Genomic DNA, 13,182 nt, shown 5'->3' on the forward strand with positions numbered 1-13,182 from the left:
GCACCGGCCGCAGTGCACACCCCCACCCGCATCCCCCCGTCAGGAGACGTGCATGGCATCCACGGTCGGCTTCCTCTACCCCGGCCACTCCGCCGAGGACGACTACCCCCGGCTCGAAGCCCTCCTCGGCAACGGGCTGAGCCTGCCGCTCGTCCACACCGACATCGGCGAGGACGCCCACCGCGTCGACGCCCTGCTGGAGATGGGCTCCGCGGCCCGGCTCGCCGCCGGTGTCGCCGAGCTGAAGGCCCGCGGCGCCGAAGCCGTCGTCTGGGCCTGCACCAGCGCCAGCTTCGTCTTCGGCTGGGAAGGCGCCCAGGAGCAGGTGCGCGAGCTGTCGGCCACCGCCGGGCTGCCCGCCTCCAGCACCTCCTTCGCCTTCGCGCACGCCGTCCGGGCGCTGGGCGCCGAGCGGGTGGCCATCGCCGCGACCTACCCCGACGACGTGGCCGAGTGCTTCCGCGCCTTCCTGAAGTCCGCGGGGGCGGACGTCGTCTCGACGCGCGGCAGCGGGATCATCACCGCCGCCGAGGTCGGCACCTGGGGCCTGGAGGAGGTCCTGCTGCTCGCCCGTACGGGGGACCACCCCGACGCCGAGGTGGTGCTGCTGCCGGACACCGCCCTGCACACCGCCGCCCACCTCCCCGCCATCGAGGCGGCGCTGCGCAAGCCGGTGCTCACCGCCAACCAGGCCACCGCCTGGGAGGGGCTGCGGCTGCTGGACCGCACGGTCGCGTGCCCGGCGCTGGGCACGCTGTTCGCCGGGTCCTCGCTGCCCACCGCCGTGGGGTAGCGGCGGCCGCCGGAGGGCCCGCCCGGCCTGCCCGGGAATAACCGGAGAACTGCTCCGGTTGTTCGCCGGGCAGACCAGCGAACGCGAGGAGGGCCCGCACCGTGAGCGGCGACCACGACGAGATCCGGGGCACCGGCGAGAACCGGGGGACCGACGAGAACCGCGGGACCGGCGGGGCACCGGGTGACGGCATCCGAGGCACCGCCCACGGCACCGCGCCCGTGCCCCTGTCCGTGCTCGACCTGGTGACCGTGGGCGCCGGGCACACCGCCTCCGAGGCGGTACGCACCGCCGTCGGCATCGCCCGTACGGCCGAGCGCCGCGGCTTCCACCGCTACTGGGTCGCCGAGCACCACTCGATGCCCGGCGTGGCCTCCTCGTCCCCCGCGGTCCTGCTGGCCCACCTCGCCGCCCACACCGACCGCATCCGGCTCGGCTCCGGCGGCGTCATGCTGCCCAACCACGCGCCGCTGGTGATCGCCGAGCAGTTCGGCACCCTGGAGGCGATGGCCCCCGGCCGGATCGACCTGGGCCTGGGCCGCGCGCCCGGCACCGACGGCGCCACCGCGGCGGCGCTGCGCCGTACCGATCGCCTGCACGAGGGCGCGGACGAATTTCCGCAGCAGCTCGCCGAGTTGACCCGCTTCCTGGACGACGACTTCCCCGACGGGCACCCGTACAGCCGTATCCACGCGGTGCCGGGGCCGGTCCAGGCCACGTCGCCGGGCGGGGTCCAGTCGGCGCACCGGCCGCCGCTGTGGCTGCTCGGCTCCTCCGGCTTCAGCGCCCAGCTGGCCGGCCGCCTGGGGCTGCCGTTCGCCTTCGCGCACCACTTCTCCGCGGCGAACACCATCCCCGCGCTGGACCTGTACCGCGAGTCCTTCCGGCCCTCCGCCGTCCTGGCCGAGCCGTACGCCCTGATCGGCGTCGCCGCGCTGGCCGCCGAGGACGAGAAGGAGGCACGCCGCCAGGTCCTCACCGGCGCGCTGTCCATGCTCCGGCTGCGGACCGGGCGCCCCGGGCTGGTGCCGAGCCCGGAGGAGGCCGAGGCGTACGCGTTCAGCGAGCGGGAGCGCGACTTCGTCGACGGCTGGCTGTCCAACATCGTCCACGGCACCCCCGACGCGGTCCGCAGCGGCCTGGACGCCCTCGCCAAGCGCACCGGCGCGGACGAGCTGATGCTCACGGCGAACGCGCACGGCGGCGACGTCCGGCTGCGTTCGTACGAGCTGATCGCGGACGCGTACGGGCTGCCGACGGCGTAGCAACCGGTGGCCGGGCGTCCGGTTGCCGCACGGGCGGTCGAACGCAATCGAGCGGGCCGGGGCACCGGAGCGGGCGGGGGAGCGCGGTGCGCCGCTCGCTCCCTCCCGGGCTCCGACGAGTAGGGGAGTACGCCGGTCCGCCCGGTGCTCGTCCGGTCGGGCGGGCGGGGAAGGGCGCCGGTCGTCCGCTGCTTTCCCGGTTCGGCGGGCGGGAGAGCGTGCCGGTCCGCCCGCCCCCGGACGCCGCGGCTACGTGCCGCTCCGCCCCGCCCCGAGCAGTTCGCACACCCGGTCCGGCGGTACCGGGCGGGAGTACAGCCACCCCTGCCCGGTGTCGCAGCCGATGCGGCGCAACCGTTCCGCCTGTTCGGCGCTCTCCACGCACTCCGCGGTGACCGTCAGGCCCAGCCGGTGCGCCAGTGAGACCAGCGCCTCCACGATCGTCTCGTCCGCCGGGTTCGGGTGCTCCTGCGAGCGGAAGCCGCGGACGAAGGAGCCGTCCAGCTTCAGCACGGACACCGGAAGCCGGCTGAGGTAGGCGAGGTTCGAGTAGCCGGTCCCGAAGTCGTCGATGGCGATCCGTACGCCCATCTCGCTCAGCGCCTGGAGCGCCTGGAGCGGGCGCCCGGCCGACCCCATCACGGCCGACTCGGTCAGCTCCAGCTGGAGCAGGGCCGGCGGCAGCCCGGTCTCGGCGAGGATGCCCGCCACGTCGGCGACCAGGTCGGAGTCCCACACCTGCCGCACGGCCACGTTCACGCTGACGAACAGCGGATCGGCGCCGGGGCGCGCCAGCTGCCAGGCGCGGGCCTGGTGGCAGGCGCGGGCCAGCACCCAGCGGCCCAGTTCGACGATCGAGCCGTTCTCCTCGGCCAATCCGATGAACCGATTCGGCGACAGTGTGCCGAACTGCGGGTGCCGCCAGCGCACCAGCGCCTCGACGCCCTTCGCGCGCCCGTCCCCGAGCCCGACCAGCGGCTGGTACTCCAGGGTGAACTCGCCGCGGTCCACGGCCGGCCGCAGGGTGCTGGACAGGGCCTGGCGGGTCATCCGGTGGGCGTTGCGCTCGGGGTCGAAGAGCGTCCAGCGGGCCTTGCCGTCCTCCTTGGCCCAGTACAGCGTGGTGTCCGCGGCCTGCATCAGGCCGGTGGCGGTGGTGCCGGTCGCCGCGCGCTCCACGACGCCGATGCTCGCGGAGACCGACAGCCGCTGCCCGGCCAGGTCGAACGGCCGCTGGAGCGCGTCCAGCACGCGCTGCGCCAGCTCGGCGAGCTGCTCGGTGCCGGCCGAGTCCTCCACCAGGAGCGCGAACTCGTCGCCGCCCAGCCGCGCTACCAGGTGCCCGCTGCGGCCGCGTACCGCGCCGCGCCCGTCCAGGCTCTCGGCGCAGTGCGTCAGGCGCTGGGCCACCGCGCTCAGCAGCCGGTCGCCGACCCGGTGGCCGAGGGTGTCGTTGACGGCCTTGAAGCCGTCCAAATCGAGGTAGCACAGGCCGACGCGGCCCGTGCCGTGCTGTTCGAAGGCGGCCGTCTCCAGCGCGCCCGCCAGCCGTTCGAAGAACAGCGCGCGGTTGGGCAGCCGGGTCACCGGGTCGTGCATCTGGAGGTGGCGCAGCCGGGCCAGCAGGTCGTGCCGGTCGCTGATGTCCGAGACCGACAGCAGGACGCAGTCCTCGTCCGGCAGCGGCTCGACCGTCACCTCGGCCCACAGGAACTGCCCGTCCGGATGTTTCAGACGCCGGGTGCAGCGCAGCCGGTCGCTGTGGCCGCACAGCACTTCCCGGTAGGCGGCCCAGATGCGCGGGTCGGTGCCCAGCTCGGTCAGGTCCGCGGCGGTCGCCGCGACCAGGTCGTCGGGGGCCGCGCCGACCAGTTCCCCGAAGGCGGGGTTGGCGGCGAGGACCAGGCCGTCGCGGTTCAGTACGGCCAGCGGGACGCGGGCGGCCTGGAAGGCGGCGCGGTAGTCGCGCAGCGAGGCCGCAGAGCCGTCGCAGGCGTCCGGCTCGGGGCGGCCGGCCGCGCGCGGCTCGTCGTGGGTGCCCGGCCGTCCGCCGGGCCGGGTCCGGCCGTCGGCCGCGTCCGGGCCGGCGGTGTGGGCGGGGCCGGAGGCGTCGTCCGGGCCCGCGGCCGATTCTTTGGTCGGTTCATTACGCTCCGTCACCGCGGAGAGCGTCGTTCCGGGCGCGCGGCCCGTGCCGCCGGGGTATCCGCTCACTGCTCGCTCCCGCATGGCGCTTGTCTCGTGATGGAGGGGGAATCCGCGCTGGAAAGTGTGGCGATCATAGAGGCTGCCGCAAGGGCCTATCCAGCGACGCAGCCGTGATCATCGGCACCCATGGCGGAAGTTTGGCCATTTCCGTCCGGCTGTGTTCATGCGTATCCGGTCAACGATCGATAGTGACTTTCCGTTACGGGGCGGGGAGTTGAGCCGGTCACTCGTCTGGGGCCCCGGAACAGGACGGATGTCGGCAAACCGCCACAAAGTGGGGAGGGTGCTCCGAATCCGTACCGGGAGGTCGATGTGCCACGTGCCCAGCAACCTCCGGAGGTGGACCGTCATGTGCTGCGCCGGGTGGCCGCGGTGGCCACCTCCCTCAGCGCGGTCATAGCCACCTCCGTCATCACGGGCCCCGCCACCGCGTCCGAAGGGTCCCTGCCCTGCGCGCTGGCCCGTACCGACGCGCACCACTCCGAGGGCCTGGACACCTGGGACCGGACCTACCCCCGACCCGCGCGCACCCTCGACGCCGTCATGGTCTTCCTGTCCTTCCCGGACTCCGAGCCGGTCGCCGACCCCCGGGAGCTGGCCGCCGACTACTTCCCGGCCACCTCCCGCTTCTTCGAGCGCGCCTCCTACGGCCGCTTCAGGCTGCGCCCGGACATCCAGCGGCACTGGGTGCGGATGCCGCAGGTCTCCGGCTCGTACGGCATACGGCGGGACTGGGACGCCGGCCGCCGCGGCGCCTACCTGCGCGACGCCGTGGCCGCCGCCGACGGTGTGGTGGACTTCAGCCGCTACGACGTGGTCTACCTCGTCGCCGACCCGGACGCGCCCGGGGTCGACTCCGACGCCACCAAGGTCGTCAACCTCGACCGGCCGCTGCACGCCGACGACGCCGACCTGCGCCGGTTCGTCACCGTCTTCGAGCAGAGCCCGCCGGACCGCAATGTGCTGGCGCACGAGACCGGCCACGTCTTCGACCTGCCGGACCTCTACCACCGGCCGCGGGACGGCAAAGGGGACTGGGACACCTATGTGGGGGACTGGGACCTCATGGGCAGCCAGTTCGGACTGGCCCCCGACCCCTTCGGCTGGCACAAGTGGAAGCTGGGCTGGCTGGGTGGCCGGCAGGTGACGTGCGTCTCGCTGTCCAGGGAGCGGCGCGCCGCCGTGCACACGCTGCGGCCGTTGTCGGCGCCCATGGCGCCGGGCGACGCGCGGCGGTCGCGGCTCCTGGTGGTGCGCACCGGTCCGCGCAGCGCGCTGGCCATCGAGGCGCGCGGCGCGGTGGGCAACGATCACGACGTCTGCACCGAGGGCGTGCTGGTCTACCGCGTACGCAGCGAGACCGCCTCCGGGAGTGGCCCGGTGGAGGTACTGGACGGCCACCCCGGTACCGAGGCGTGTTGGGGGACTTCCGTCTACCCCCGGCTTGCTGATGCGCCGCTCGGCGAGGGGGAGAGCATCACCGACGCGGCGGACCGGGTGCGGGTGCAGGTGTACGGGCGGTCGCCCTCGGGGGACTGGACGGTCAAGGTCGGCCGGAGCTGAGACCGCGCCCGCCCACGGGCATACGAAGAAGGCCCCCACCGAGGTGGGGGCCTTCTTCTGTCGGTGCGCCGCCAGGGACTCGAACCCCGGACCCGCTGATTAAGAGTCAGCTGCTCTAACCAACTGAGCTAGCGGCGCCTGCTGACGTGGAAAACATTAGCATCCTGATCCGGTGGCGCAAAAATCGATTCCGCGGGGCCGGTTCCCCACCGGTCCGTACGGGGCGCGCCGGGCCCCGGAGGGCCGTGCCGCGGGGCCTCCGGAGCGGTGGTGGCGCTGGTCACAGGGCCGGCGGCGGTGTGCTCCCCGGCGCGCCGGGCGCCGGTGCCGCTTCGGGGGCGGGAGCGCGGCGGGTGGCGCGTATGCAGGCCCAGAGCAGCGTGCCGGGGCCGGGGAGCCACGGATGGCGTACGTCCGGGGCGACCAGCCAGCGGGAGGCGGCGAGGCCCGGGGCGTCGGCCTCGGGGTCGCATCCGGGGCCGGGGGAGCGCGGCTCGTAGTCGCTGTAGGCGGCGGTGGGGGCCGTGCGGCCGGTGGGGGCGGCCGGGGCCGGGGCCGCGGCGCCGGAGGCCGGGTCGCCGGGCCGTGCCGGGCGGTGCGGGAAGAGGGGCGGGACGGTCACCGCGTCGCCGGTGCCGTGGCAGAGCAGCGGCGGTACGGAGGCGGCCCACTCCTCCCAGGCGAGCAGGGCGGGCAGCCGCCGGGCCGTGCCGGGCTCGGCGAACAACAGGATGCGGCCGCGGTGGGTGGCGACCGGACCGGAACCGGGCCCGGCGGTCCACAAGCGGTCCACCAGGTCGCGGCCGAAGAGCGCGGGCGCGTTGATCACGTCGAAGACGGTGCCGCACGGGAGCGTGCTCGGCGCGTCCGGGGAGGCCGCCCACCGCGCGTGCACGCTCTCCGGGCACGGATCGGCGGAGGCGAGCCAGTCGGCGCCGGCGAGGGTGACGAACGACGCGGTGTGGAACGTGGCGGGGGCGGGGTGGCGGGGGTGCTCGGAGGGCCAGTCGTCCATGGGGGCAGGTCTACCGGTAGGGGGTGTTCCGTTTCTGCGGAATGGCTGAAATCGGGACAGGCCGGGGCGGTGTGGGGTATGTTTCCGCGCCCGCATATGCCAACGGCCCATGATCAACGTGGGTGATCATGGGCCGGGCAGGTCCGGAGCCGTGCGTTCAGTCCAGGTCGTCCAGCCGGTTGCCGCTGCTGCGCAGCAGGCCGCGGCCGAACTCGACCATCTTCGCGGCGTAGTCCTCGGTCCAGTCGGCGCGCTCCGCGATCACCGAGAGCGGCAGCCGGTCGAAGCGCTTGGGGTCGGCGAGCTGGGCCGCCGCCATCGCCTGGAACTCCGTGGCCCGGTCCGCCGCCGCGCGGAAGGCGAGCGTCAGCTCGGTGGAGCGGGCGAGCAGCTCCTTGGGGTCCTCGACGGACTCCAGGTCGAAGAAGTGCTCGGGGTCGGACGTGGCCTCCGGAGGCTCGAAGAGCAACGGAGCCGGTTTCAGGCGCCGGGGCGCCGGGGCCGTCCGGCGCGGGCCGGGAGCCGGTTGCGGCTCGGACATGTACGTACCTCCTGGATCGTGTGCCGCGTTCCATTGTCCCGCGCCGCGCAAGTGCGCCTGGGCTCACGCCCGTACGGGTCCCGTCCGCCCGCCGGGCACGGCGCGCCATCCGCCGCACGCCCACTGACGCGCCCCGCACCGCCACCGTACGACCGTACGCCGCGCGCGACAGCGAAAGTGCGCCGCGGTGGGGTGCGCGCGCCCCGGCCGGGCGCAGTCCGGTCCGCTCCGGGCCGGACCAGGGCCGGGCCGGAAGGCGGGGTGCCGGGGCTCGCCGCCCAGGCCCTCATCAGGGACGCCAGACCACCCGGTGCCCGGACCAGTGATCCCATGTGGACATCATGGCCTCCCAGCCGTCCGGGAACTTGACCGTGACGCCGAGTTGGACGGGTTCGGCGGACGGGTGCTCGTCCAGCAGCTCGGCCACGCCCGCCCGGCAGACCACGATGCAGGCGTGCCGGTGCCGGGAGGCGAGGACGCACAGCCGGCCGGTCTCCAGGTGGAAGGCGGTCGCGTCGGGGCGGCCGGAGAGCGGATGCAGGAAGACCGTGACGTCGAACTCGCGGCCCTGGAGGCGGTTGGCGGTGTCCACCGCCACACCGCCGACGCCCAGTCCGGCCAGCGCGGCCCGTACCGCCGCCGCCTGGTCGCGGTGGGCGGTGCCGACCGCGATCCGGTCGGCGGTCAGCGGTACCGGATCGGGGGAGCGCTCGCTGGTCGCCGCGCCGCCCCGGTCCAGCAGCCGCCGGACCACCAGCGCGACGGCGTGCACCGCCTCCGGGTCCGTGCGCGGGGTGTGCCGGGCGGGCAGTTCGAGCAGGCCCCAGCCGGATTCGGCGGCCTCGTCCAGGACGCGGTCCACGCCCGAGCCGTCCGAGGGCACCCCGAAGCCGAGCCGGCGGTCGCCGTGGTCCGTGCCGCTGCGGAACGGTGTGTACGGGTAGAACGCGTCGGAGACCAGCCGCGCGGCGGAGGCGGGCAGCCGCCAGGAGACCGGCAGCCGGTGCTGCGGCAGGCCGGGGTTGTGCGCCAGCAGGGTGGTCACGGCGCTGGCCGACGGGTCGTAGGCCAGCCCGGCCCACTGCTCGGCGCCGACCACGCTGAACGGGTCCAACTGCCCCGGATCGCCCACGAACAGCGCCCGCTCGAACAGCCCGCCGACGGCGAGCAGCGCGTCCGAGCGCATCTGGTACGCCTCGTCCACGATGGCGTGCTGCCAGGGCTCCTCGACCTTCGTGTACGCCCACTTGGCCGCCGTCGAGACGACGATGTCCAGCCCCGCCAGGTCGGCGATCCTGGCGGACGTACGGACGGCGGGCAGCTCCGTGAGCGCCGGGTCGAACGCGCCCGGCTCACTGCTGTGCAGCCGCCCCACCGGCAGCTCCGGGTCCTTCTCGGCGATGCGCAGGACGAGGTCGTCCACCTGCGCGTTGGTCTGCGCGACGATCATCAACGGGCGCCCGGCCGCGGCCAGTTCGCGGGCCGCCCGCACCACCAGCGTGGACTTGCCCGCGCCGGGCGGGGAGTCCACGACGACGCCACGGTGCGTGCCGTGCAGGGTGCTGCGCAGGATCGCGTCGGTCGCCTCGGCCGCCGCCGCGCCGGGGTCGAAAGGCGCTGCCGCGCCGGGGGCGGAGGGCGCCACGTCGTCCGGCCGCCGCGCGGCGGGCACATCGGGGTACGCGGGGCGGGCCTCGGTCACAGGAAGTCCTCCGCGGTGACGGGATCGGGCAGGTCCGCCGGCAGCGCGCCGGCGTCGGCGGCGGGCGGTCCGCCGTGCGTCCACGGCGTGTCCTCGGGGGCGGGCAGCTCCGGACCGCCCCGCGGCTGGTGTTCGAACAGCGTCCAGCACACCTGGTCGCCGGGCTCCGGCACCGACCCGGGCTCCGGCGTCCTGCCGCGCCCCATGCCACCGGTGAGCCGGATGACCAGGCCGTACGGACGCCCGGCCGTCGGAACGCTCGGGGCGTCCGCCGGGCCGGGCGGACCGTCCGGTCCACTCGGTCCGCTCGGCCCGTCTGAAGGGCTGCCCGATCCGGCTGCCGGTCCGCCCGGCCCGTCCGGTCCGTCTGCCGGTCCACCCGACCCGTCGGCCGGCCCGCCCGTCACGTACCCGACGAACTCGGCGGGCTGGCTCTTCCCGTCCGGCAGCGGACGGTACAGCTTGCCGCCCTCGGCCAGCTGCGGCCGGTCGTCCGTCCACAGCGTCACCAGCGGGCGCGGCATCGGCCGCTTGCCCTGCGAATACGCCATCTCGACCCCGGTCACCTCGCCCACCAGGGCCTCCCCGGCGAGCCGCCGGGCCGCCATGACCAGCGGGTCGTCCAGCGCCTCCTGCGCGTCCAGCTGCGCCTGGGCGGTCTCCCGGGAGGAGAGCTTCTGCGCGGCCGTGATCGCGTCGTCCCGCTTGGGCTGCGGCGGCTCACCGGCCCGTACCCGGTCGCGGTGTGACGTGTACGACCAGCGGTCGCGCTTCCAGCGGTCCGCCACCCGGGCGCCCTCGGGCAGCGCGCGCAGCAGGTCGAGGCCCCGCCACACGGCGTCCCAGGTGGGGCGCAGACAGCTCTCCACCAGGCCGCGGATCTCGTCCTCGGCGCCGGGCAGCCCGGCGTCGTAGCGGGCCATCGCCGGGGCGAGGAGCTTGTTGTCGAAGGCCGGGTCGGTGGCCGGGCCGGCCGGCGGGCACAGCAGCTGGCCGGCCGCGTCCCGCGCCGTCTCGGCGCGCTCCGCGGCCACCGCGCCGTGCTCGCCCTCCGGCGGGTCCAGCCAGGCGAGCAGCGCGCCCAGGTGCTGGTCCTCCAGGTTGCTCTGGCCGGTCGCCCAGTGGCGGGCGAGCAGCCCGGTCATCGGCAGCAGCAGACTCGCGCCCGGCACCCGGGCCCGCTCGCCGAAGTGCGTGAACCAGCGGCCCAGCAACGGCACATGGGGCGGTGCCGGATGCGGGGTGTCCGGTTCCTGCTCGGCGGTCCGCCGGAACCGCATGGACCGGCCCAGCAGGCGTACGTACTCCACACCCGCCGCGCTCGGCACGATCACCTGTGGCGCGTCGGCGCACAGTTCGACCTCGACCGGGACCTTCCTGCCCGTCTCCGGGTCGGTCTCCTTGCGCTCCTCCAGCTCGACGGTGTCCGCGTACCCGTCCACGTACGGCAGGACGGCCTCGGCCAGCTCGGCGAGGAAGGCGAACCGCAGGTCACGGTCGCGCGGCTGGGGTACGGCGAGCAGCAGCGGCTTCTCGCGGTCGGTGCCGACCAGCGCGCCCAGCGGCGCGCCCGCCTCACCCGCGGTCGTCAACGGGACGAAGACCAGCGGCCGCTCGGACAGATGGCGGTGCCGGACCGTGGTCAGCGGCTGCGCGCGGCCCGCCGCCACGGCCTCCATCCTGGCGAGCACCTCGATCAACGCCATGGCGCCTCCTCGGTCGCACCGTCGGCCGGGCCGTCCCCGGTGCCGTACGACCGGTGCCGCGCCTGCCCGGCGGCGGCCAGCGCCTCGGCGCGCAGGGCCGCCGCACGGCGCAGTGCCTCGACCGCGGGGGCGTCGGAGGAGAGCGCGTCGGAGGAAGGGGCGGCGCTGCCCGCCCCGCCGTCCGCGTCCTCCACGCCGTCCGCGCCGGCCCCGCCGTCCGCGTTCACCCCGGCCTCCGTGCCCGCCGCCGCCAGCACCTCCGCGACGGTCCGCAGCCCGCCCAGCTCGCCGCGCACCCCGCGGCCCAGCGACTCCACCGCGCCCGCCGCCCGGGCCCGGCCGCGGCAGTGGAACGCCAGCTCGCAGGCGGCGAGGCACTCCGGCGCGTACGCCGCCTCGACCGCGTCCACCGCCTCGGCCAGCTCGGCGGCGGGCCGGGTCGCCGTCCTGCCGTCGTCCGCGAGCCGGAGGTCGAAGGTGGTGCCGGGCGGGAGCTGCCCGGCGATGTCCTCGACCTTCGTCAGGCGCCGCAACTGGCGCCTGGTCGTCGCCAGTTGTCTGCGGATGTCGACGGCCTCGGCGGCCGGGCGGTTGGCGAAGTCCTTCGGGCAGACCAGCAGCACCCGGTCCCGCACCGGCACGGTACGGCCGGTCGCGGCGAGCACCTGGGCGGCCACCCGCTGCAACGCGAGGACGTACACGGCGGCCTGCCGGGCGGCGGCGCCCACCTTGGCCGGGTCGGCGGCCCCGTCGATCATCGGGAACGACTTGATCTCCACGACCGTCCAGCCGCCGTCCGGATGCACCACGACCGCGTCCGGCTCCAGGTAGGCGGGCGACCCGGCCACCTCCAGGGCGAGCAACGGGTGGTCCAGCAGCGTCCAGCCACCCGCGGTGGTGGCCTCGCGCAGCGCCAGGGCCGTACGGGCGGCGCGCCCCTCGGGACCGGCGGCGGACAGGTCGGGGACGGCGACCCGGCCGGGCTCGGGCGGCGCCGCGCCCCCGCCCATGCGCTCGTACACCAGGCGCATCAGGTCCGCGCCGTCGTCCGCCTTGACGCGGGCCTCGAACGAATTGCCCCGGGCCAGGGCGAACTGCGACTGCCCGAAGGGAGCGGGGGAGCCGAGGGCGCTCGCGAGCGCCGCCTTGTCGATCCCCGCGCCGTCCAGCAGCGAGCGGCGGCGGCAGCCGGGGTTGGCGGCCAGCGCGGCGAGCGCCCGGGCGTCCAGCGGCCGCGGGCGGACGCCGGGGCCGCGCAGCTCACCGAGCCGCTGTCGCAGCCCCGTCGTCGGCTGCGGCAGCGGAGGCTGCTGCGGCGGGCGGCCGGCCGCGGCGGGCCGGCTGTCGCGGAATACGTTCACCCGCGGAAGTCTCGCATCCGCCACTGACATGCGCGTGCGTGCCCGCCGTCCCGGCCACCCCGGTCGCCACGGCCACCCCGCCCATCCCGGGCTTGGGCACGCCGTCCGCCCTGGTCCCGGGTGCGGCCCCCGCCCCGGCCGCGGGCACGGCGCCCGCCCCGGAACCTGCCCCCGACTCCGCCCGGGCGACCGCCGCGCCCGCCACCGCACCGCGCACCCGGTCCGCCAGCCGCAGCGCCGGGCGTGTCAGCAGCAGGCCCAGCCCCATCACGGCCGTACCGGCGAGCGCGTCCAGCAGGTAGTGGTTGGCGGTGCCCATCACCACCAGCACGATGACCAGCGGGTACGCCACCGCGAGGGCCCGCGTCGCCCGCGACCGGCCGTGCTTCCACAGGACCGCCCCGCACCACAGCGCCCACCCCACGTGCAGGCTGGGCATCGCCGCGAACTGGTTCGTCATGCCGCCGAGCCCGCGCGGCGCGCTCGCGTCGTCGCCCCACCAGCCGTACGAGGAGAACCGCGCCATGGTGTCCGCGAAGCCGCTGCCCGTCTCCAGCAGGCGCGGCGGCGCGGTCGGCAGCAGCGTGAACCCGATCAGACCGATGAGCGTGGCGAGCATCAGCCACGTACGGAGCGTCCGGTAGTGCGCGGGACGCCGGTGCCACAGCCATATGAGGACCGCGGGCGTGATCAGGTAGTGCAGCGAGGCGTACGCGAAGTCGGCGGGTATGCCGAGGGCGGGGGTGCTGGTGAAGAGACGGTTCAGCGCGCGTTCCGGGTCGATGCGCAGCAGCTCTTCCCACCGCAGGATCGTCCGGCCGTGCCCGGCGGCGGAGTGCACGTCACCCCGGGCCACGAGCCGCCCGGCGGAGTAGGCCATGTACACGAGGGCCAGCAGTGGCAGTTCCGTCCACCAGCGCGGCCGGCTGCCGGCTGCCGCGGGGCGGCGCGCTGCGGTGTCCATCCCGGTCGTTCTCCAACGTGCGTGGCCCGTGCCGGATCGGCCGCGGGCCTGGTGCGAGGGGGTG

Annotated in this window: 10 protein-coding genes and 1 tRNA gene; 3 read left to right on the forward strand and 8 right to left on the reverse strand. The window is 75.5% G+C overall.

Annotated features, from left to right (window positions below):
- The first annotated feature begins 52 nt into the window (after positions 1 to 52).
- Both ACH4FX_RS32770 and ACH4FX_RS32775 read left to right on the forward strand, forming a co-directional pair.
- A complete protein-coding gene (locus ACH4FX_RS32770) occupies positions 53 to 793 on the forward strand; it encodes a decarboxylase (RefSeq protein ID WP_398485062.1) in 741 nt (246 codons plus the stop codon).
- 101 nt (positions 794 to 894) lie between these two features.
- The gene (locus ACH4FX_RS32775) at positions 895 to 2,058 is read left to right on the forward strand and encodes an LLM class flavin-dependent oxidoreductase (protein WP_398485063.1); all 1,164 of its coding nucleotides are present in this window, start codon (positions 895 to 897) and stop codon (positions 2,056 to 2,058) included.
- 249 nt (positions 2,059 to 2,307) lie between these two features.
- Here ACH4FX_RS32775 and ACH4FX_RS32780 read toward each other — a convergent pair whose 3' ends face one another.
- The gene (locus ACH4FX_RS32780; RefSeq protein ID WP_398485064.1) at positions 2,308 to 4,218 is read right to left on the reverse strand and encodes a putative bifunctional diguanylate cyclase/phosphodiesterase; all 1,911 of its coding nucleotides are present in this window, start codon (positions 4,216 to 4,218) and stop codon (positions 2,308 to 2,310) included.
- 387 nt (positions 4,219 to 4,605) lie between these two features.
- On the opposite strand from ACH4FX_RS32780, the gene ACH4FX_RS32785 reads away from it, so the two are divergent.
- Positions 4,606 to 5,829, forward strand: coding sequence for a M6 family metalloprotease domain-containing protein (locus ACH4FX_RS32785; RefSeq protein ID WP_398485065.1), 1,224 nt, complete (start codon positions 4,606 to 4,608; stop codon positions 5,827 to 5,829).
- Positions 5,830 to 5,893: 64 nt separating this feature from the next.
- Here the strand turns inward: ACH4FX_RS32785 and ACH4FX_RS32790 are convergent.
- The 7 genes from ACH4FX_RS32790 to ACH4FX_RS32820 all read right to left on the reverse strand — a co-directional run bounded on the left by ACH4FX_RS32790 (position 5,894) and on the right by ACH4FX_RS32820 (position 13,118).
- Positions 5,894 to 5,967: transfer RNA gene (locus tag ACH4FX_RS32790), tRNA-Lys, on the reverse strand.
- 142 nt (positions 5,968 to 6,109) lie between these two features.
- Complete coding sequence (locus ACH4FX_RS32795) at positions 6,110 to 6,844, reverse strand: hypothetical protein (protein ID WP_398485066.1); 735 nt, start codon at positions 6,842 to 6,844, stop codon at positions 6,110 to 6,112.
- A gap of 157 nt (positions 6,845 to 7,001) precedes the next feature.
- Positions 7,002 to 7,385: a hypothetical protein gene (locus ACH4FX_RS32800; RefSeq protein WP_398485067.1), complete on the reverse strand. Its 384-nt coding sequence runs from the start codon at positions 7,383 to 7,385 to the stop codon at positions 7,002 to 7,004.
- Positions 7,386 to 7,674: 289 nt separating this feature from the next.
- The gene (locus ACH4FX_RS32805) at positions 7,675 to 9,030 is read right to left on the reverse strand and encodes an AAA domain-containing protein (RefSeq protein ID WP_398485109.1); all 1,356 of its coding nucleotides are present in this window, start codon (positions 9,028 to 9,030) and stop codon (positions 7,675 to 7,677) included.
- A gap of 53 nt (positions 9,031 to 9,083) precedes the next feature.
- Positions 9,084 to 10,793 carry a hypothetical protein gene (locus ACH4FX_RS32810; RefSeq protein WP_398485068.1) on the reverse strand — a complete coding sequence of 570 codons (1,710 nt, stop codon included), beginning with the start codon at positions 10,791 to 10,793 and terminating at the stop codon, positions 9,084 to 9,086.
- On the reverse strand, positions 10,784 to 12,154 hold the full coding sequence (locus ACH4FX_RS32815) for a hypothetical protein (RefSeq protein ID WP_398485069.1): 1,371 nt from the start codon (positions 12,152 to 12,154) through the stop codon (positions 10,784 to 10,786). Before ACH4FX_RS32815 ends, ACH4FX_RS32810 begins: the two co-directional genes overlap by 10 nt.
- Positions 12,054 to 13,118 (reverse strand): phosphatase PAP2 family protein, encoded by a 1,065-nt coding sequence (locus tag ACH4FX_RS32820; protein ID WP_398485070.1) that lies wholly within the window; start codon positions 13,116 to 13,118, stop codon positions 12,054 to 12,056. The genes ACH4FX_RS32815 and ACH4FX_RS32820 overlap by 101 nt, the downstream gene beginning before the upstream one ends.
- Positions 13,119 to 13,182 lie beyond the last annotated feature (64 nt).

The sequence above is a fragment of the Streptomyces sp. NPDC018019 genome (genome assembly GCF_044327805.1).
Classification (GTDB): domain Bacteria; phylum Actinomycetota; class Actinomycetes; order Streptomycetales; family Streptomycetaceae; genus Streptomyces.